The organism is Devosia sp. (assembly GCF_039927955.1).
Lineage (GTDB): Bacteria > Pseudomonadota > Alphaproteobacteria > Rhizobiales > Devosiaceae > Devosia.
In genome coordinates this window covers 58,267-78,839 of the sequence record NZ_JBDSUA010000075.1, presented here as the reverse complement: position 1 = coordinate 78,839, position 20,573 = coordinate 58,267, and the positions used below count along the sequence as shown (strand labels likewise).

Genomic DNA, 20,573 nt, shown 5'->3' with positions numbered 1-20,573 from the left:
TTGAGGCCTATGGCCCAGGCCATTTCAAACAGGCCAGCGATAACAAGATAGACCCATGCCATGGGATTGCTCCTTGGTGGCGGGTCGTCCCGGCCGAAATGGTTTAAAGACTCCGGGGCGTCCCGGTCGGCCTCTAGATAGGGTAATCGGCCCCAGAGGTGAAGTGTGTTGGTGGACCAGCAGATGGTCCGGCAGGGCATCGCGACATTTGCGGCGCGGCGATACAGACTCGTGGCATGGTCCGGCTTTGCCGATGTAGTGGTTGATTTCAGGATAATTGATGAGCAACAACAGCGCCCTGCCCCCTTTGGCGGCGTTTGGCGGGCTGATTTCAGTGCAGGTTGGAGCAGCCTTTGCCAAGGGGCTGTTTCCGCTGGTCGGCCCGGAAGGGGTGGCAGCATTGCGCGTGGCGATTTCGGCACTGCTGCTGGCGCTGTTCCTGCAGCCGTGGAAATTGCGGCTGACGCGCGAGCAATGGCCGGCGCTGATCGGCTACGGGCTGATGCTGGGGCTGATGAATGTGCTGATCTATCAGGCGTTCGCCTACATTCCGCTCGGCGTGGCCATTTCCATCGAGGTAACCGGGCCGCTGGTGCTGGCGCTGCTGGGATCGCGGAAGCGGCTGGATTTTGCCTGGATCGCATTGGCCGCCGTGGGACTGGCGCTATTGCCGCTGGGCTCGGTGACCGGCGGGCTCGACTGGCGCGGGGTGGGCTTTGCGCTGACGGCGGGGGCGTGTTGGGCGACCTATGTGACGCTGGGCGCACGCGTGGCGTCTGGCGGCATGCGTAGCGTTTCGGCCGGTATGGTCGCGGCGGCGGTGATCGTGGTGCCGCTGGGGGCCAGCCGGGCGGGGACGGAACTACTGTCGTCGCAGGCTTTGTCGGTTGGGCTGCTGGTGGCCGTCATGTCAAGCGCGGTCCCATATTTGCTGGACATTTATGCGCTCAAGCGCCTGCCCACGAAAGTATTCGGAGTGATGATGAGCGCATCGCCGGCGGTGAGCGCGCTGGCGGGATTTTTCGTGCTGCATGAGGCGTTGACGCTGGTGCAGTGGCTGGGGATCGTCGCCATTGCCGGAGCCTGCGCCGGCAGCGCGCTGGCCTCCGGGCGCGGGGTGATCGAGGAAGCGGTCAATTGAGGTGACATTACCGATTTACGGACTCAGGGGGATGACCTAGAGGGGATCGCCAAACTCGGAGAGTTGACGTGTCGTCCTCCAGCAGATTACCGGTGACAACGCTTCTGGCGGTCAGCATCTTCATTTCCGGGGTGACATTCGCCACGACCATTCCCTATGGCGCGATCGTGGGCATCGAGTTGCTGCACATGTCCCCGCCCCACTATGCCGCAGTGCTCTCGGTTGGCTCGATTGTGAGCGCCATCGTGTCGGTATTGCAGGGCTATATCTCGGACCGCTTGAACGATCGGCGCTGGCTGGTGCTGTCGGCTTCGGTGATGGGTTCTATTGGCTATGGCTTGCTTTACGTGTGGCGCACGCCGCTGATGTTCACCGCCCTGCTGGTGGTGTTCGTGCCGCTGGCGGTGTCGATCTTTTCGCAGAGCTTTGCCTATCTGCGCGCCTATGCCGACGATCGGTTTCCGCGGCGCAGCCAGTTCTTACTGTCACTGAACCGGACGATCTTTTCGATGTCATGGGTGGTGGTGCCACCAGTGGCGGGCGCGATTGCGGCGATCTATTCGGTGTTCGACGTCTATCTGGCCACCAGCATTGCCTATGCTACCTGCGGGGTGATCTTTGCGGTGATGATGCTCAGCCCGGCGACACGGGTAGCACCCATGCCGATCATCAAGAAGGAAAAGGGTGCGGTGCGCGGGCCGCTGCCGGTTGGGATTTTGACTGGCATTGCCGGGGTATTCCTGGCCAAGCTGGCAATGCGGCTGGTGGGCATTGCCATTCCGCTGTCGATCATTTCAAGCATGGGCGGCACCCTGGCTGATGTGGGGCTTTATGCCGGGATCGCGGCGCTGCTGGAAATTCCTTTCATGCTGGGATGGGGGTATCTGGCGGGGAAGGTTTCGCGCGAGGCGATCATCATTTTCAACGCCATCCTGCTGGGCGTTTATATTTTCCTCGTCGCCCGGGCGACCAGCGTGACCGAGGTGTTCTGGCTGCAGGGGTTGAACGGCATTGCCAGTTCGGCGCTGCTGTCGATAACCATTAGCTATGTGCAGGACGCGATCAAAGGGCGCCTGGGGCTTTCGACATCGCTGATGGACGTGATCGGAATTGCCAGCACGCTGGTGGGCGCCGCTATCTTCGGGGCGTTTGCCGTGGCCAATAATTATACGCCGGTGCTGCTGATCGCGGCGGGGACGGCGGTGGCTGGCGGACTGGTGATGCTGGCGGGCAACCTCAAATACCTGCGCCGGCCAGCACAGCTGCTATAGGCCGCCAAGCCGCTCGCAGAGCCGCCACAGGCCGTGGCTAGCCTCTTCGTCATAGGCGGCGGGAATTGCCTTGGCGGGACGGTCCTTGGCGAAATAGATGCCGGAAACCTTGTCGAGCGTTGGGTCGAGCGCGAGCCGCACAATCTTGCGGGCGGCCTTGTCGGGGCTATCCATGAACAATCGGCCGAGCGGGCCGAAGACCAGGCCGTTGATGCCGCGCGATTGGCGGAACAATTCGGTGCGGACAATGCCGGGCGCCAGGCAATTGGCGGTGATGCCGGTGCCTTCGAGGCGGCGGGCCAAGGCCAGGGTGAACTGGATGTTGGCCAGCTTGGACTGGCCATAGACCTTGATGCCATCGTAGGATTTTTCGCGGTTGTAATCTGCCAGATCGAAGGGAAACTGCAGGCTCGACGCGGTGGTGACGACACGGGCAGCACCATGGGCCTTGAGCGCGTTGTAAAACAGATGGGTGAGCAGAAACGGCGCCATCTGGTTGACGGCAAAGGTCATTTCGATGCCATCGACAGACAGCTGGCGCTGTTTGAATTCGGCCCCGGCATTGTTGAGCAGCACGCCGATGCGGTTGTGCTTTTGCAGAATGTGGTCCACCGCGCGGTGGATTTCCGCCTGTGACGACAGATCGGCAGGTTCGAGTTCGACGGCACGGTTGCCGGAGCGCTGCACGATTTCGGCATGGGCATCGCGGCCCTTCTGGCCTTCGCGCAGGATCAGCACCAGCGGATGGCCGGCATGGGCCAATTGCAGCGCGGCGGCCTTGCCCATGCCGGTCGAGGCGCCGGTGATAACGATTGGGGGCTGCGGCATGAATGTCCTGGTCCGTCGACGAGAGGGTGGCGTCTCTGTGCGGAAACAATAAGGCCATGCAAGGGCGGGCCAGGCCGTTGACCGCCTGCGTCGGCATAACGATAGTGCAGCGAATGCGGGGGAGCCGATGAACGAGGCAGTTGCAGCAGTTTTCGAGGGCTATCCAGAGGCGCAGCGCCAGCGATTGCTGGGTCTGCGCGAGATGATCCTGGCGACTGCGGTGGCGACGCCGGGCGTCGGGGCGCTGGAGGAAACGCTGAAATGGGGTCAGGTCAGCTATCTGACCCCGCAGACCAAAAGCGGCACGACCGTGCGGATCGATACCGATGCGGCCTCGGGAAAGCCGGCGATTTATGTGAACTGCCAGACCGATCTGGTGGATCGATACCGGGCGCTTTATCCCGGTGGGTTTGAGTATCAGGGCACGCGAGCGGTGGTGGTGGAGCCAGATGCCGATGAGGCGGCGCTGCGGCACATCGTGGCGCTGGCACTGACATATCATTTGCGCAAGAAGACCGGCTGACGGGCGGTCAAGCGAGCCGCAGTAACCGCTTGATCCGGCGGGCTATCCGCTCCCTGGCGAACTGATAGTAGACGTCATTCTTCATGGTGTGCCGGTATTGCCGCTTGAAGGCCGGGGACGAGAACAGGCGCCACGGTTTGTTCTTGCCGGTGTAGTGCACGATCTTGGGGTCAAAGGATTCGTGGATGATCAGCGGATTCTGGAAGTTCCAACTGGTGTCGAGAAGCTTGCAGTTGCCGCGCAGGGCGATGTTGAGAATGTCCTGATCGTAATAGAGATTTTGGCGCTGGTTGGGCGCGACCCTGGCTTCGACGATAGCAGCAAAATCCAGCGCCCGGAATTTTTTGGTATCGATCAGCAGAAAGCCGGCGTTGAAGTACGGATCTTCGGTGCGGAAATAGGCCTTGGGGACCAGATCGCGCTGCGACTGAAACATGACCCGGTGCGGGCAGTTGGCGGCGGCAATGGCGTTGCCGCCCAGGTCAATGGTGTAGAATTGCTCGATCGGCACGCGGACCAGGATATCGCCATCGATATAGATCAGCTTTTCGACGCTGGCCGGAACGATGTCGCACAGGAACAGCCGGGCATAGACGATGGTGTTCAGGTTGCGCGACCGGATCTTGGGAAAGGCCTGGATTTTGGCATTCAACGCCGCATCACGGCTGATGTCGTAAAACTGGACTGTTGAGCCGTACTCGGCGTGAATTGAACGCAGGCGCTCAGCGTGCTGGTCCGAAATTGCCGTGTGGATCAGGTGAAAATGGATGGTCTGGCGCAGCGACGTCGTGGCGCAGATGCCACGCATGGTCGCGTAGGTCGGTGCCCAAAAATTATCGTCAAATGTCAGGGCGATATGGATCGAATCGCTTGGCTGCTCGGGCACGAAATCTGCGCTCATCTATCGGCTGCTGGTTCGCTGTTCTGGCAAGATGAAGGCCGGGCACAGGGTGCCCGGCCGGGTCAATTTAGATTTGCGGCTTACGCTTGGCCTTATGGTCCTTGGGCTTATAGACCTTGTCCTTCTTGGCTGCGGGTGCAGCGGCAACTGTGGCCTTGTCTTTCCACTTTGGCTTGCCCTTGTCCTTGGGGCTAGCTTTTGGAGCACGGGGCTTGTCAAAATCAGCGCGCGGGGCGCGGGGCTTGTCGTAATCGACCTTTGGCGCGCGCGGCTTGTCTGTAGCCGGGCGCACGTATTCGGGGCGTTCTGCGGCAGGATCGTAGCGGGTGGCACGATCAGCGCGTTCCGGACGGGGCGCCGCAGGATCGTAGCGTTCGATCGGGCCTTCGGGGCGACGGGCGGCCGGCGGAAAGGCGCGGGGCGCGTCATCGGCAGTATCGGCGCGGGTGCGGCGCTGCGCGGCGGCGCGATCGCCGGTGTCCATGCGGCCCTCACCCTGCGGGCGACCGCTCGGTGGACGATAGCCTTCGCCGGCGCCTTCGATGGTCGTGATGCTAACGCCGCGTTCGCCAGAGCCGTTCTGGGCAATCGACGCCGCGAAGGCCTGGGCCTTGTTGGTGGCGATTTCGAACTGGGTTTCGTTTTCCAGAATGCGGATCGAGCCCACGGCGGTCTTGGTGACCCCGCCGGCCTTGCACAGCATTGGCAGCAACCAGCGCGGTTCGGCGCGATGCTTGCGGCCAACCGAGACGCGGAACCAGACACCGTTTTCAAAGCGGGCCTTTTCGCGCGGATCGCTTGGGCCCGGCTTATCTGGCGCGGTGTTTTCGGAGAGTTCTTCGGGCGCTGGGCGCGCGGCAATCTGCTGGCGCAGATAGGCGGCAGCAATGGCTTCGGCGGAATGCAGCGCCATCAGTTCGGCAACGAAGGCGGTTTCTTCTTCGGTCGGCGCCTGGCTCAGCGATGGCGCGGTCAAGATCGACTGGCGATAGCGGGCTTCGATGTCCTCGGCGGTGGGCGCGGCCATATAGGAGACGTCGAGCTTGGCCAGCTTGAGCACGCGCTGCACGGCATTGCGGCGGTGCATTGGCACGATCAGCACACAAGTGCCCTTGCGCCCTGCCCGGCCGGTGCGGCCCGAACGGTGCAGCAGCGTATCGGGATTGGACGGCATATCGGCGTGGATGACGAGGTCGAGATTGGGCAGATCGATACCGCGGGCGGCCACGTCAGTGGCGACGCAGATGCGGGCACGGCCATCGCGCATGGATTGCAGTGCGTTGGTGCGTTCGGCCTGGCTGAGTTCGCCGGACAGGGTCACGACCTCGAAGCCGCGATTGTGCAGGCGGGCGGATAGGTGTTTGACGCCTTCACGGGTCGAGGCAAACACCAGGGTGTTGGCGCTATCGAAAAACAGCAGGGTATTGATGATGGCGTTTTCGCGCTCTGCTGCGGGGATCAGCACCATTTTATAGTCGATATCGGCGTGCTGTTCGGCAGCATTGGTGGCCGAGATGCGCAGCGCGTCCTTCTGGAAGGTCTTTGCCAGCGCGGCAATCGGCTTTGGCACGGTCGCAGAGAACAGCAGGGTGCGGCGTTCGGCGGGCGCGGCATCGAGGATGAATTCAAGATCTTCACGGAAGCCGAGATCGAGCATTTCATCGGCTTCATCGAGGATGACGGCGCGGAGGGCCGACATATCGAGTGCGCCGCGCGTGATGTGATCACGCAGGCGGCCGGGGGTGCCAACGACGATCTGGGCGCCGCGTTCCAGGGCGCGACGCTCGGTGCGCTGGTCCATGCCGCCGACGCAGGATGCGGTCTTGGCGCCGGTTTCGGCATAGAGCCAATCGAGTTCGCGCTGCACCTGCAATGCCAGTTCGCGGGTCGGCGCGATGATCAGCGCCAAGGGCGCACCAGCGCGATCGAAATGATCGGCGCCCTGCAACAGTGTCGGCGCGATGGCCATGCCGAACGCCACGGTCTTGCCCGAGCCGGTCTGGGCGGAAACCAGCAGGTCCTGCCCGTCCGCTTCATCGGCGATGACGGCGCTTTGCACCGCCGTCAGCGTTTCATACCCCTTGGCAGCGAGGGCACGGGCGAGCGGGGCAACAATGGTTTCAGGCAGGGACAATGTCAGTCTTTCGATTTGGGAATGTGCCTTATAGCACAGATAAGCAAAAAGGCCGCCCGGCGGGCGGCCTACCAATGGCAGGGTCTTCTGGGTGCAACACCCACCGTGTCACCCCGGCGAAGGCCGGGGTCCATCCTGACATTTCCAGCTGGATACCGGCCTTCGCCGGTATGACACCGAGATTAACCGGTCTTTCAGTCCCGCCCTTCGCAGAGCTCAGGGCGTTCGGACCTCAATTTGCTCCACCGGAGCAAATTGCCGGCTGGCAAATGCCAGCCGTCGGTTCTCACCCAACGATTTCGTCGTCGTTGAAGAAGAACTTGATTTCCTGAGCAGCGGTTTCGGGAGCGTCCGAACCGTGCACCGAGTTTTCGCCGATCGAGAGGGCGAATTCCTTGCGGATGGTGCCGTCAGCAGCATTGGCCGGGTTGGTCGCGCCCATGATTTCACGGTTCTTGAGGATGGCGCCTTCGCCTTCCAGAACCTGGATGACCACTGGCTCAGCAATCATCTGACCGACGAGTTCGCCGAAGAACGGACGATCCTTGTGGACGCCGTAAAAGCCTTCGGCCTGGGCGCGGGTCATGTGGATGCGCTTGGAAGCAACGACGCGCAGGCCGGCATCTTCGAACTTGGCAATGATCTTGCCCGTGAGATTGCGGCGGGTGGCGTCTGGCTTGATGATAGAAAAAGTGCGCTCGAGAGCCATTGATCTGGTCCTTGATTGATCTGATCGGTCTTGTCCGAAAGGTTGCGCCTTGTAGCGGCAGTCTGCGACGGAGGCAAGACGGGCGGCAGCGCAACATTGCCCTGCGATAATGCCGGCACTGACTGCCCCGATATTGCCCCCGGTAATTTGAACCGGCTAAACCTCGCCGGCGTTACCGACGTCCTTCGGAGTCGCAGCCAGTCACCAAGCATCAGGAACCGATATGGAAAAGATACTCGCAGCGTTTCCGCAACGCCCCCTGCGCGTCAGCAGGAGCGGAATTCCGCCGGCACGCGGCCAGTTCTTTCTGGCACTGCTGATGCTGGCCCTGCTGATCGGCGGCGCGATCTGGGTTGGTCCCAACCTGGTTCGCGACTTCATCATCAAGGCGGATGCGGTTGAGGTGCCCGAGGCGGATATCAGTAATGGGGAGTGCTCGACCTATCGTGGCTTTTTCACCGATTGCAGCGCGGATATCTCCTACGAGATTAAGGGCAAGCATGTGCAGGCATCGCTGCGCTATCTCTTTGTCGACTTCAGCACCAGCGATTACGAAGTGAGCGTGATGCGCTCCTCTAGCCATCCGAGCATGGCAACGCTGAGCCTGGGGCTGGATATGCTCTGGAACCGGGTGATTGTGTCAGTCGTGGTGGGGCTGTTGCTGCTGGCGGGTGGCGTTGCGCTGTTGCTGGCCGCCATTCGGACGGCTCGGTTTTCGCGCAAACTGCAGGATGCGGTCGAACTGGTGCCGGTACCGGCAACGGTGAGCCTGGCCCGCAAGCTGTTCTTTGGCCTGATGGGCACAACCTATACGGTCAAATACACGCTGGACGGCAAGAAGTTTCAGAACGCACATAGCGGCTTCAAGCGCAAGGAACGGCCGTTCGTTCTGGGAACGGATGGCAAGAAAACGGTAGTGCTGGGCGCTGTTCCCAGGCAGGGCGGCATGCTGATGATCCTCGATGCTGCGCTTGAGCGGGTGGATTTCACCGAACCGGAGCGTGCGGCACTGGCGGCAGCGGTCAACGCGGATTAGTTGGCATTTGGGCCATAGCCGCGACCGAATGGAAGCTGCCATGCCCCACTGACGGTTGCCATTACCCTCGCTTAACTCTATCCAGCAGGTTTGCAGCGGTGTGACGTGCGCGGCCCTGGTTTTTCCGCGCCCTCCCCCCACCTATTCCTGATCTCTGTTTCGAATTGTCCGCGCCATGCTCAACATCAATAATCTCGTCTATCGCATTCAGGGTCGGGAGCTGTTTGACGGCGCGTCGGTGGTGCTGCCGACCGGCAGCAAGACCGGGTTCGTGGGCAAGAACGGGACAGGAAAGACGACGCTGTTTCATCTGATCCAGGACCACCTGCATCCTGATGCCGGCAGCATCGAGCTGAACAAAAAGGCGCGGATTGGCGCTGTGGCGCAGGAAGCGCCGGCCAGCGATGTGACCGTGCTCGAAGTGGTGTTGGCCGCAGACGTCGAGCGCACGGCGCTGATGGCAGAGGCCGAGACAGTGACCGACGCCGACCGGATTTCGGAAATCTATACGCGGCTGGCCGATATCGACGCTCATACTGCCGAGGCGCGGGCTTCGACCATTCTGAAGGGCCTGGGGTTCGAGCAAGACCGGCAGAATTCGCCGACGCATGAGCTGTCGGGTGGTTGGCGGATGCGCGTGGCGCTGGCGGGCGTGCTGTTTGCCCAGCCTGACCTGCTGCTGCTGGACGAGCCGACCAACTATCTCGATCTGGAGGGCACGTTGTGGCTGGAGAAGTATCTCGCCACCTATCCCTATACGGTGTTCATGATCAGCCATGATCGCGACCTGCTGAACAAGTCGGTCTCCTCGATCATTCATCTCGAACACAAGAAGCTGACCTTTTACAAAGGCAATTACGACACGTTCGAAACGACGCGCCGCATGCAGATGGAGCTCAACAACAAGAGCCGCGACAAGGCGCTGGACCAGGTGGCGCATCTGCAAAAGTTCGTTGATCGCTTCAAGGCCAAGGCCTCCAAGGCCAAGCAGGCGCAATCGCGCATGAAGATGATCGAAAAGCTGAAGCCGCCGGCAGCGATGTTCGACGAATATTCGTCGCCGTTCACCTTCCAGCAGCCCAAGGCCGAGGCGGCAACGCCGATGATTTCGCTCGATGGCGTATCGGCTGGCTATGGCGACAAGACCATTCTGCGCAACATCAACATGCGCATCGATCCGGAAGACCGCATCGCGCTGATCGGGGTAAACGGCAACGGCAAATCGACCTTTGCCAAGCTGCTGGCTGGCGACATCAAGCCGATGGGCGGTACCTTCAACAAGGGCAAGAAGCTTGAGATTGCGCACTTCGCGCAGCACCAGATGGACAAGCTGAAGCCGGATTGGACACCGTTCGAGCATGTGGTCGAGCTGATGCCGACCGACAGCGAGGCCAAGCGTCGCTCGCGCCTGTCGCAGATGGGCCTGACCAAATCGCGCATGGATACGCTGGCCAAGAACCTGTCCGGTGGCGAGCGCGCCCGCCTGCTGATGGGGCTGATTACATTCTCGGGTCCGGGAATGATGATCCTGGACGAGCCGACCAACCATCTCGATATCGATAGCCGCGATGCGCTGGTGCATGCGCTCAACGACTATGAAGGTGCCGTGCTGATCATCAGCCATGATCGGCATCTGGTCGAGGCGACCTGTGACACGCTGTGGATCGCCGAAGGCGGCACGATCAAGGTGCTGGACGAAGATCTGGACAGCTACCAGCGCTCGATCACCGGCGGCAAGGATCGCGGGCCGTCGATGAGCAAGGATGATCGCAAGGCCGCCAAGGCGGAAGCCGCGGCGCGGCGCGAGGCCATCGCGCCACTCAAGCAATCGATTAAGGATGCAGAAACCAAGATTGCCCGTTTGAAGGTGGAAATCGGAAAAATCCAGAACCAATTGGACGATCCGAAGATTTACAACGGTGCGGCGGACAAGCTGATTGCCCTGGGCAAAGACAAGTCCCGCTTTAGCGCCGAGCTCGACACTCTCGAAGAGAGCTGGCTGACCCTGAGTTCCAATCTGGAAGAAGCCGAACGCGCATGAGTGGTCTGACGGCCAAGGATGTGATTTTTACGCTCGGCCTCGAGCGTCATCCCGAAGGAGGCTGGTATGTCCAGACCTTCGAGGACGGCGCGAAAATGGGCGGACGTGCGCATTCGACGGCGATCTACTACCTGCTTGAAGGGCATGAAGTTTCGCATTGGCACCGGGTGGATGCGGTCGAAGTCTGGCATTATTATGCGGGGGCCCCGCTGCAATTGACGCTGTCGGATGGAACCAGCCTTGACCCGCACGTGCTTGGCCCCCTGCTCGACGAGGGACAGCGACCCCAGCTTGTGGTGCCCAGATCGGCCTGGCAATCGGCGCGCAGCACAGGTGAATGGACTTTGGTCGGCTGCACCGTGGCCCCCGGCTTCCAGTTCTCCGGCTTTGAAATGGCGCCAAAGGGCTGGGCGCCCGCCGGCAATTAACCGGCACTATGCGGCTCTGTTGACAGCGGACCAGCATTCCACTTTGCTGGGGACGAAATAGTTCCCGAAAGCTGGTCATGCTGAGCTTGCGCGTGCGGTTGGTTTTAACAGTCGTGGCGATGGCGCTTGCCTTGACGGGCATGGCCGAGGCCGCCCCCCTCTCCAAACGTCAACGCGCCGAAGCCAACAAATTTGCCGCCAATAACAGCCTGTTCGTGCTCTATCACGAAGTGGGGCACCTGCTGATCGACCAGATGAGCCTGCCGGTGCTGGGGCGCGAAGAAGACGCGGCCGACAACATGGCGACCTGGACCCTGCTCAACAAGGGCACCCCCGAGGCCGACGCAGCGCTGGAAGACGCAGCTTATGGCTGGGTGCTGAGCGGCATTGCCTATAACAGCGGCGGCGACGAGAGCGATTTTTACGCCGCCCACAGCCTGGACCGGCAGCGCGCCTACCAGATCGTCTGCCTGATGGTGGGTGCCGACGACACCAAATTCAAGAAAGCGGCCGACGAATACAAGCTGGACGAGGATCGGCAGGACACCTGCCACGACGACTACCGCACCGTAAACCGCAGCCTCAAGGGCCTGTTCGACAGTCGCGTCAGCAAAATCAAGGGTCCGAGCCAGGTCACCGTGACCTATCACGATGTTTCAGGTGATTTGCAAAAGGCCGCCTCCGCCTTCCGGGCCAGCGGTGTGTTCGACCAGGTGGCCGAAGAACTCCGGCAGAATTACCACCTGCGTCGGCCAATTGCTTTCAATGCAAAGCGGTGCGGTGAAGCCAATGCTTTCTACGATCCAGACACGATCGAAATCATCTACTGCTACGAGCTGATGGACGATTTCGTCACACTGTATAACGAAGATGGCCTCGGAAATGTAGCCCATCCCGGCCAGCGTCACGGCGGCCCCGGACAACAATAAATTCTGCCGCGGCACTATTCTTTGCCGCGAGGCAGCGGCGGCGCTATACAAAAGACGCCGAGCGAATACAGTGGCTCGCCTGCCGCTCTGGCGGGATCATCAGACAATCGATTTTGGGGGCAATATCGATGACGTTATTACGCGCAATGATGGCGTCGGTTCTTTGCTGCGCAGCGCTGGTAGGCACAGCGCATGCTGCCAAACTTACCGATCAGAACAAAAAGGACGCGATGGACTTCGCGATGCATGACGCGGAGTTCACGCTTTATCATGAGATCGGACATCTGCTGGTGGGCGAATTCGGTCTGCCGGTATTGGGCAAGGAAGAAGACGCTGCAGATGCGCTCGCGGTTATCCTAATGCTAACCGATGAAGCCAATCCCGACGAATCCGCTAACGCGCTGATAGACTCTGCCAATGGCTGGTATTTCGATGCGGTCAAATCGACCGGCTCGGGTGTGGATGATTTCGCCTATTACGACGAGCATAGCCTCGATATCCAGCGCGCCTATGCCGAAGTCTGCATGATGGTTGGCGCGGAGCCGGAAACCTTCGGCGAAACCGCAGATAGTTTCGATATCGATCCCGAACAGCAAGAGGCCTGCCAAGGCACTTACGACCAGGCTTCGCAATCGTGGGACGTGGTGCTGGCCGATGCCTATGCCACCGACAAGCCCGGCAAGAAAATTACCGTATCCCACGAAAATGCGGCCAAGGGCTCGGAACAGTTCGAGGCTGAGCTGAAGAAGCGGCAGGTGCTGGAAAAGGCGGCGACACTGATTTCGAGCCGCTTCAACCTGCCACGGGACCTCAAGTTCGTGGGCATGCAATGTGACGAGCCCAATGCCTGGTATGACCCGGAAAGCGGTCAGATTACCTATTGCTACGCGCTGACCAGCGACCGCTATGATCTGTTTATCAACGATATCCTGCCGTCGATGACTGTTGGCGGCGTTGCGCCACCGCCGAGCCGCACTGCTGGCAGCAAGGGCGGCTAGACGGTCCGTTGCGCCTCGATCATTTGCCAGAACCGGCCCGCTACCGGACATCATTTATCAACGACCAACCGCCGGACCGCTGACCATGACCCGTATTCTAGCCGCCCTGCTGGGCGGAATATTGTTGTGTTCGTCCGGCCATGTGCTGGCGCAGGACTATACTGACGCGCAGCGCGGGCAGGCGATGGATTTTGCCATCAGCTCGGCAACGCAGGTGCTGTATCACGAGATCGGCCACCTGTTTGTCGCCGAATTCGGGCTGCCGGTGCTCGGCAAGAACGAAGACACGGCGGACAATATTGCGACGCTGATGCTGCTGGAAGGCGGCGAGGATTTTGCCGATCAGGTGCTCTATGACGCCGCTCAAGCGTGGTATCTGTCGCCATTCAACGGCGACAACCCGCCCGACGACGCAACGCTGATCGACGAGCATAGCCTCGACAAACAGCGCGCATTTTCCATCGTCTGCCTGATGGTAGGCAATTCGCCGGAATATTATGCCCAGATCGCCACCGATTACGGTCTGGATGCCGACCGGCAGCAGAAATGCGGCGATATCTATCGGCAGAGTTCGGCCAGTTGGGCAAGCGTGCTGGAGCCAAACAAGCTCGGTGACCGCGAGCTTGTCGGCACGATCACGGTGACCTACGAAGACCCGGGCGACTACACCGCCGAGATGGAGGCGATGCAGGCCGACCAGTTTCTCGACTATGCGGCACAGGTGGTCAGCGAAAACTATCTGCTGCCGCGCGACCTGCAGTTCAAGGCAACGCAATGCGGGACAGCCAATGCCTTTTACAGCAGCGGGGATTCAACCCTGACCTTTTGTTATGAGTTCATCCGGCACCTGGCAGAGCTTTACCTCAGCAATGGCATGGCCGAGGACGATGCCGGGGCGGGAGAAGATGACGAGGCAGAATAGATTGATTGATCAGGCCTTTTTGGTCCATTTGCCGGACGCGTCCTGCTGCCAGTAAGTCACAGTATTGCCGGGTAGCAAGGCTTTCCAGGCAATTCGGGCTTCGCTGACCGCGTCGGGATCGTGCCCGGAAAACAGATAGACGATCCGCTCATAGCCCTCGGCGGTCTGCGGGACGGCGCGATCGACGAAAAACCGCACATTGGCGGCGTTGGGATTTTCGGAGCCGGTGGTGATCAGGACCGGTTGCAGCGCATCAGCACTGCTGCCAGCCAGCCCATGGGCGAGAAAGCTATCGTCGCGGTAGGTCCATAAATGGGCATCCAGCGCCTCGGCACGCTCAGTGCTGCCGGTTTCGATGACAGCACGCCAACCGCGTTCCAACGTCTTTTCCAGCAGTTGCGGGATCACCGCTTCCAGCGGGCGCTGCTCGAGGTGATAAAACAGAACATCGGTCACGGCATTACCCCGTCGATCCGGCAGCAACCGGGAGATCAGTTCTGGTAATAGTCCCGCACCAGCCGATCAAGCAAGGCGACACCGAAACCCGAGGCCCAGGAGCTGTTGATTTCGGTTGGCGCCGTGCCAAAAGCGGTGCCGGCAATATCGAGATGCGCCCAGGGCACGCCATTGACGAAGCGCTGCAGGAACTGGGCGGCAAGGATCGAGCCACCCGGACGGCCGGCGGAGTTCTTGATGTCGGCAAAGCGGCTTTCGATCAGCTTGTCATAGGCCGGGCCAAGCGGCAGGCGCCAGAGCTTCTCATTGGCAGTGAGGCCCGCATTGAGCAAGTTGGCGGCCAGCGTGTCGTCATTGGAAAACAGCCCAGCATGATCGTGACCCAGTGCCACGACGATGGCGCCCGTCAGCGTTGCCAGATTGACCATGAATTTGGGCTTGAAGCGGTCCTGCGTGTACCAGAGCGCATCGGCCAGCACGAGCCGGCCTTCGGCATCGGTATTGATGACTTCGATGGTGGTGCCAGACATGGCGCGGACAATATCGCCGGGGCGCACAGCCTTGCCGTCGGGCATGTTTTCGACGATACCGATGACACCCACGACATTGACCGGCGCCTTGCGGGTGGCCAGCGCCAGCATGAGCCCGGTGACGGCAGCCGCACCGCCCATGTCGCCCTTCATGTCCTCCATCGAAGCGGCGGGCTTGATGGAAATGCCGCCAGTATCGAAGACGACGCCCTTGCCGACAAAGGCCAACGGCGCCTCGTCCGGCTTGCCGCCAGACCAGCGCATGATCACCATGCGAGCGGGCCGTTCGGAGCCCTGCGCGACGCAGAGCAGTGAGTTCATGCCAAGCGCCTGCATCTGCTCAGGGCTCAGGACTTCGATGTTGACGCCGAGCGACGCAAGTTCGGAGGCCCGCTGGGTGAATTCGAGCGGGCCGAGAACATTGGCGGGCTCGTTGATGAGTGTGCGGGCAAGCAAGGTGCCTTCAACCACCGCAAAGCGATCAGCGATCGCTGCGATGGCGGCAGCGACATTTTCAACATGGAGCGTGACTGTCAGATTGGCGGCAGCCTGTTCCTCTGCCCGGACGGATTTGTATTTGTCGAAGCGGTAGTGCCGCAGCCGCAGACCAGCGGCCAGTTCGGCAATGGCCAGTGGCGTCGCATCGGGACCATCGAGCACGACGGAAATGGTCGCCGCGCGGGTGGCGGCGATCTTGGCCAGCAGCGAGCCGCCACGATCGGTCCAGGCCGACAAAGGGGTCAATCCGGCCTTGCCGGTGCCCAGCACCATCAGGCGCTGCGAACCGGTGCCGGTTGGCGCGATCAGATCGAGCACCTGCCCCTGCTTGCCCTTGAAGGCCGCCGCATCGGCCACTGCGTCCCAATCCAGCCCGGTCGCGGCCCAGAGCGCCGCACCGGCGCCAGCGGGGGCGGCATTTTCGGCGGCATAGATTATGGCCAGAGCTGCGGGTTTGGCCGGCAGCGGCGCGGTGTGGATCACAAGTTCCTGGGACATTGATGGGCCTAGTTGGGCAAACGACTCGCCGGCGCGACATGGGGGCAAAACAGATGAAGCAGGATTGTTGGCTTTGGCAGGCGCGTCAATCCCGCAACACCGCCCCGCAATAGACCAGTTCTCACCCCAGAGTGCGGGTGGCGCGCTTGAGTATTTGGGCGAACTCCAACAAAGTTGCCGAAGCGTCGCCCTATCGCGGCCGACCGGCCCGATTGCGTGAAAGTCATATGAAGCGACTGACGGTTTACCTGGCGCGGCTGTTTGCCACCGATGCGCTGCTGCTGTTCGCGGTGGTCAGTGTTTTGTTGTGGATGATCAATTGCCTGCGCTCGTTCGACGTGGTTTCGGTCAAAGGCCAAGGCCTGTTGACGCTGGCCTGGCAGGGTCTGCTGACGATGCCGCCGCTGGCGCTGGCGTTCATGTATATCTGCGTCGGCATCGGCCTGGCGAGGGCGCTGCAGGCATTGCAGGCCAATCACGAATTGCACATCATCCATACCGCTCATGGGCTGGGTGCGCTGCTGCGCGCCACCGCGCTGGTCTGCGCATTATCGGTGCTGGCTGTGCTGGTGATGTCCAACTTCGTTGAGCCCTATGCCTCCAAGCAGGTCAGAGCCTTGCAGGCCAGCGTCGCGGCGGATCTGGTGAGCACCACGCTGAAGCCGGGGCGGTTTACCCAGGTGACCCCGGGCGTGCTGCTGCTGATCGGCGGGCGCAGTGGCGTCGGCGAAATCAACGAGTTTTTCGCCGACGATCGGCGCGACGAGAAGACGCGGCGCACCTATATCGCCAAATCCGCCACCATTTCGCGCGACGTCGACGGTTACGTACTGGAACTGCGCCAGGGCTCGATCCAGTACATTGAGGACGGCCGGTTTTCGGAGGTCTCATTCGGGCGCTACGATCTGGGCGTAGAGCAGTTGACGCAGCCGGCGGGCCAAACCGACGACATGTGGAACCGCGATAGCGTCACGCTGATTACCGAGGCGATGGCGACCGGGGTGTGGTCCAGCGAGTTGATCAAGAAACTGACCGAGCGGTTGGCCGAGGGGCTGCGCGTCGTCGGAATCTGCATGCTGGTGCTGGGTTTCAGCGGCTTTCCATCCGGGCGGCGCATCGGCATCGCCATACCGATGGAAGCCGTGGTGCTGGCGCTTGGCATCGTCGAGCGCGGCGTCACTGCCTATAGCCCGCTTGGACCAGCCACCGGGGCGATGCTGATGATCATCGTGGGCGCTGTCGTGCTGGTCTTCAAAATGCGTCCGCGTGCGTTGGGGAGTGTTGCGGCGTGACCCGGATCGACTGGCTGGTGATGCGCCGCGTCGGCAGCCGTATCGCGGTGATGGTGCTGATCTTTTACGGCATCATCGGGCTGATCGAATCTCTCGACACCTGGCGCTTCACCCATGTCGCCGAAATGGCGGGGACGCCGATGGCGGTGGTGATGGTGATGGCCAGCGCCGTGCGCTGGACGATCAAGACGCTGCCGGTGACGGTGCTGATGGGCGCAATCCTGGGCATTATCGATCTGAAGAACCACCGTGAACTGACGGTGATCAAGGCCAGCGGCATCTCGATCTGGCGGATCGTGCGCGCGCCGGTTATCGCCCTTGTGCTGCTGAGCCTCGTCATATCGATCGGCCTTGAAACCGTCAGCACGCAGATCAACCGCTCGCTGAACCCAACGCCGCCGGGCGAGGTGGCGCTGCTCACGCCGCCGGGCGAGGTCTGGCTGGAGCAGCGGAGTGGCGAGAGCCACTACATCATCCTGGCATTGGGCATGGCTTCGGGCGGCACATCGCTCAGCGGGGTGACGGTATTCAACCTTGGTGACGATGCGGAAAAGCGGATCGAGGCCAATGAAGCCAAGCTCGAGGGCCGCGAGTGGGTGTTTCCCACCGCCGTGGTCCGCACACCCGACGCGCCGCCCCGCGCGCTGGTCAATTACCGGCTGCCGACCAGTTCCACACCGGCCGAACTCAGCCTCAAACTGTCATCGACCGAGGACATGACATTTTTCGAATTGGCGGACCTGTTGCGGCGTGGCGTGGCAGATGCCAGCATCCGCACAGCGGCCGCCATGCGGGTGATAAAACTGCTGGCCCTGCCCCTGGTATTGGCCGGATCGCTGTTCATTGCATTTGCATTTACCGCAGGTTATCGAAGGTCCGATAAATATGGGATAGCGATACTCTACGGTATTGTTCTGGGGTTCGTGGTGTTCGTGATAACCGAGATGGCTGACCGGGCTGGGTCTAGCGGTGTTCTCGACCCGGCGTTTGCAGCAATTGGTCCCGCTTTTGTGGCCATCGTCATCGGCGTGACAGTGCTCCTGCACAAGGAAGACGGGCAAGCGTGAGGGTCTGGGGCGACAAGGTTGGGGCGAGTTGGCGTGGCGGTTTTGCCGGCGCACTGCTGGTGCTTGCCCTGACGTCCACCACGATGGCGCAGGTGAGCATCCCCACGGGTAATCTGGTTCCTGCTGACTTTTTCAATGCGCCCATCAATGCCAATGCCCCCTCCTCCATCGAGGCAGACGGGCTGGCCCTGGATGCCAAGACCGGGCTTATTACCGCCACGGGCGACGTGATCTTTGGCCACGAAGGCTATGTGATCAAGGGCCAAAAGCTGGTGTATAACCGGCTCACCAATGATGTGCATTTTCAGGGCGCGGTGACCGTTATCGATCCATCGGGCAATACGATGGACACCGAAAACCTTGAAATCACCGGGGGCATGAAAAAGGCTCTGGTCGCAGCGTTCACCATCACCTCCTATGATGGGGCGCGCATTACCGCCGATAGCGCGGACTATGACGCTGCCCTGCAAACACTGCTGACCAATGCCAGCTATTCCCCATGCGGCGATTGTATCGACGACAAGGGCCGCCGGATCGGTTGGTCGATTCACGCCAATCGGATCACCAGCAATGCCGATGATGGCTCGCTCTATATCGAGCAGCCCCGTCTCGATGTGCTGGGCATTCCTGTGGCCTGGCTGCCGTTTCTGTGGCTGCCCAATACCAGCATCGATGCCTTGGCCAACGTGCAGATGCCCAGCTATGACTATAGCGAAGTGATGGGCGTGAAGCTGGAAGTGCCGTTTCGGGCATTTTCCTCGCGCAACACGGATATCATTTTTACCCCCACCCTGCTGAGCCGCCAAGGCTTTCTGCTGGGAGCGGAATGGGTGCAGCGGTTCGACAATGGCGCGATGCAGATCAAGGCCTCGGGCCTTTATCAGGGCGATCGCGCTGCGTTTGCCGGCACCGTCGGCGACGCTGACTGGCGCGGCGCCATCCAGACTTCCGGGGAATTCACCCCGGTCGAAAACTGGACCGCCGGCTGGTCCTACACCGCCTTTACCGACGCAGCCTATCTGACCGACTATCGCCTCAGCACGGCCAAATCGACGATCAATCAGGTCTATGCGCGATATTTGACGCAGGACACCTTTATCGACGCGCGCCTGCAGCAGTTCAATCTGCTTGGCAACGTTACGGCCGCCGGACAGGGTGTCCAAGGTCAGAACCTGCCCGTCGTGCGGTTCGATCACGTCACCGAGCTTGATGACGGCAATGGCCGCGTGGACTTTTCCGGCCGACTGCTTGGGGTTCACCGCGATAGCGACAGCGTAACGACCGTGAACGGCGTCAAGTACGTGAACGGTTATGCGGGCAACAAGGTCCATGCCTCGTTCCAGGGCGGTTGGCAGAACCAGTACATCGGGACCGGCGGGTTCGTCGCCACACCCTATCTGGGTGGACGAGCCGACGTTGCCTACTACGACGGAACGAGCGCCATCCTGCCCGGCGCGACAACGCTCTGGAGCGCCACCCCGATCGCGGCGATGGATGTACGGTTTCCGATGTCGGCCAGCGACGGATCGACCGTGCATCTGGTGGAGCCCATCGCCCAATTGGTCTATCGCGGCTCCAACGCCACGATCCCGGGCATTACCAACGACGATTCCCAGGGCTTTGTGTTCGATGACACGAACCTGTTCAGCTACAACCGCTTTGCCGGCGGCGACCGGCAGGAAACCGGATTGCGCCTCAATATTGGCGGGCGCTACCAGGTGGATTTTGCCGATAGCAGCTATCTCGAGGTGATTGCCGGGCAGTCGTTCCAGATCGCGGGCGCCAATGCCTTTGCTGCCGGCGACGGCGCGTGGACCGGCAACGGTTCGGGACTGGACAAGGACGTGTCTTATGCCGTGCTTGGTGCCTATGGCTCGTTCTCGGGCGGATTAAAGGCCGGCGGCAAGGTTCAGTACGATACCAGTGCCATGCGCGTTGCCCGCGCCGGTGTGAGCGCCAGCTACACCAGCGAGGCGGGCTATACGCTGAGCACCGACTATTATTACCTGGCGGCAAACGCTGCGCTCGGCGTATTGGCGGACCATCACGAGATCAATGTCGGGGTGGGGACAAAGGTCGCTGACTACTGGACCGTGGGCACCAATACCACCTGGGATTTGTCGGCGAACGCCTGGTTGCAGAGCAGCGTCAGCCTGGGCTATGACGACGGATACCTGCAGTATGGCCTGGCGGCGACCAAGTCGACGATCCAGAACGAAACACGGATAACCGGCTCGTTCAAAATCAAGGCGCCAGCCGGCTTCAATCTGGGCTATACTCGACAGTAGGAACTTGCGTTTTGCTCCGATTTTGGCCGCATTGTTCGGCGATGAACGGCGCAATGGGCCACGGGCCCGATGCTCACAACAGA

At 61.1% G+C, this 20,573-nt stretch carries 18 protein-coding genes; 12 read left to right on the top strand and 6 right to left on the bottom strand.

Translation table 11 applies throughout. The annotated features are described in order from the left end of the window. The first annotated feature begins 280 nt into the window (after positions 1 to 280). Together ABIT12_RS17740 and ABIT12_RS17735 are read left to right on the top strand one after the other, a co-directional pair. Complete coding sequence (locus ABIT12_RS17740) at positions 281 to 1,141, top strand: EamA family transporter (RefSeq protein WP_348040568.1); 861 nt, start codon at positions 281 to 283, stop codon at positions 1,139 to 1,141. Between the two features lie 92 nt (positions 1,142 to 1,233). Continuing rightward, positions 1,234 to 2,412 carry an MFS transporter gene (locus ABIT12_RS17735; protein WP_348040566.1) on the top strand — a complete coding sequence of 393 codons (1,179 nt, stop codon included), beginning with the start codon at positions 1,234 to 1,236 and terminating at the stop codon, positions 2,410 to 2,412. Here ABIT12_RS17735 and ABIT12_RS17730 read toward each other — a convergent pair. Then, entirely contained in the window at positions 2,407 to 3,240 is an 834-nt protein-coding gene (locus ABIT12_RS17730) for an SDR family oxidoreductase (RefSeq protein ID WP_348040564.1), read from the bottom strand. The two genes, ABIT12_RS17735 and ABIT12_RS17730, sit on opposite strands and share 6 nt — an antisense overlap. 127 nt (positions 3,241 to 3,367) lie before the next feature. On the opposite strand from ABIT12_RS17730, the gene ABIT12_RS17725 reads away from it, so the two are divergent. Beyond that, positions 3,368 to 3,763 carry a DUF1801 domain-containing protein gene (locus ABIT12_RS17725; protein WP_348040562.1) on the top strand — a complete coding sequence of 132 codons (396 nt, stop codon included), beginning with the start codon at positions 3,368 to 3,370 and terminating at the stop codon, positions 3,761 to 3,763. A gap of 7 nt (positions 3,764 to 3,770) precedes the next feature. Here ABIT12_RS17725 and ABIT12_RS17720 read toward each other — a convergent pair whose 3' ends face one another. From ABIT12_RS17720 to ndk, 3 genes are all read right to left on the bottom strand, one after another. Continuing rightward, on the bottom strand, positions 3,771 to 4,664 hold the full coding sequence (locus ABIT12_RS17720) for a glycosyltransferase family 8 protein (RefSeq protein WP_348040560.1): 894 nt from the start codon (positions 4,662 to 4,664) through the stop codon (positions 3,771 to 3,773). Positions 4,665 to 4,731: 67 nt separating this feature from the next. Beyond that, positions 4,732 to 6,798, bottom strand: coding sequence for a DEAD/DEAH box helicase (locus tag ABIT12_RS17715; protein ID WP_348040558.1), 2,067 nt, complete (start codon positions 6,796 to 6,798; stop codon positions 4,732 to 4,734). A 286-nt stretch (positions 6,799 to 7,084) separates the two neighbouring features. Continuing rightward, on the bottom strand, positions 7,085 to 7,507 hold the full coding sequence (gene ndk, locus ABIT12_RS17710) for a nucleoside-diphosphate kinase (protein ID WP_348040556.1): 423 nt from the start codon (positions 7,505 to 7,507) through the stop codon (positions 7,085 to 7,087). Between the two features lie 223 nt (positions 7,508 to 7,730). Between ndk and ABIT12_RS17705 the strand changes: the two genes are divergently transcribed. From ABIT12_RS17705 to ABIT12_RS17680, 6 genes are all read left to right on the top strand, one after another. Beyond that, positions 7,731 to 8,543, top strand: a complete 813-nt coding sequence (locus ABIT12_RS17705; protein WP_348040554.1) for a hypothetical protein — start codon at positions 7,731 to 7,733, stop codon at positions 8,541 to 8,543. 175 nt (positions 8,544 to 8,718) lie between these two features. Next, positions 8,719 to 10,584, top strand: coding sequence for an ABC-F family ATP-binding cassette domain-containing protein (locus ABIT12_RS17700; protein ID WP_348040552.1), 1,866 nt, complete (start codon positions 8,719 to 8,721; stop codon positions 10,582 to 10,584). A 5-nt stretch (positions 10,585 to 10,589) separates the two neighbouring features. Continuing rightward, complete coding sequence (locus tag ABIT12_RS17695; RefSeq protein WP_348040580.1) at positions 10,590 to 11,012, top strand: cupin domain-containing protein; 423 nt, start codon at positions 10,590 to 10,592, stop codon at positions 11,010 to 11,012. Positions 11,013 to 11,104: 92 nt separating this feature from the next. Further along, a complete protein-coding gene (locus ABIT12_RS17690; protein ID WP_348040550.1) occupies positions 11,105 to 11,941 on the top strand; it encodes a DUF4344 domain-containing metallopeptidase in 837 nt (278 codons plus the stop codon). 128 nt (positions 11,942 to 12,069) lie between these two features. Then, a complete protein-coding gene (locus ABIT12_RS17685) occupies positions 12,070 to 12,939 on the top strand; it encodes a DUF4344 domain-containing metallopeptidase (RefSeq protein ID WP_348040548.1) in 870 nt (289 codons plus the stop codon). A gap of 85 nt (positions 12,940 to 13,024) precedes the next feature. Continuing rightward, positions 13,025 to 13,861 (top strand): DUF4344 domain-containing metallopeptidase, encoded by an 837-nt coding sequence (locus tag ABIT12_RS17680; protein ID WP_348040546.1) that lies wholly within the window; start codon positions 13,025 to 13,027, stop codon positions 13,859 to 13,861. Between the two features lie 9 nt (positions 13,862 to 13,870). Here the strand turns inward: ABIT12_RS17680 and ABIT12_RS17675 are convergent, their stop codons facing one another. Beyond that, complete coding sequence (locus tag ABIT12_RS17675) at positions 13,871 to 14,317, bottom strand: DNA polymerase III subunit chi (protein ID WP_348040544.1); 447 nt, start codon at positions 14,315 to 14,317, stop codon at positions 13,871 to 13,873. Positions 14,318 to 14,352: 35 nt separating this feature from the next. Beyond that, the gene (locus tag ABIT12_RS17670; protein WP_348040542.1) at positions 14,353 to 15,843 is read right to left on the bottom strand and encodes a leucyl aminopeptidase; all 1,491 of its coding nucleotides are present in this window, start codon (positions 15,841 to 15,843) and stop codon (positions 14,353 to 14,355) included. A 227-nt stretch (positions 15,844 to 16,070) separates the two neighbouring features. On the opposite strand from ABIT12_RS17670, the gene ABIT12_RS17665 reads away from it, so the two are divergent. From ABIT12_RS17665 to ABIT12_RS17655, 3 genes are read left to right on the top strand one after another with little or no spacing between them, the layout of a single operon-like run. Continuing rightward, positions 16,071 to 17,135 carry an LptF/LptG family permease gene (locus ABIT12_RS17665; protein ID WP_348040540.1) on the top strand — a complete coding sequence of 355 codons (1,065 nt, stop codon included), beginning with the start codon at positions 16,071 to 16,073 and terminating at the stop codon, positions 17,133 to 17,135. Continuing rightward, on the top strand, positions 17,132 to 18,202 hold the full coding sequence (locus tag ABIT12_RS17660; protein ID WP_348040538.1) for an LptF/LptG family permease: 1,071 nt from the start codon (positions 17,132 to 17,134) through the stop codon (positions 18,200 to 18,202). The genes ABIT12_RS17665 and ABIT12_RS17660 overlap by 4 nt, the downstream gene beginning before the upstream one ends. After that, positions 18,199 to 20,490 carry an LPS assembly protein LptD gene (locus tag ABIT12_RS17655; protein WP_348040536.1) on the top strand — a complete coding sequence of 764 codons (2,292 nt, stop codon included), beginning with the start codon at positions 18,199 to 18,201 and terminating at the stop codon, positions 20,488 to 20,490. The genes ABIT12_RS17660 and ABIT12_RS17655 overlap by 4 nt, the downstream gene beginning before the upstream one ends. Positions 20,491 to 20,573 lie beyond the last annotated feature (83 nt).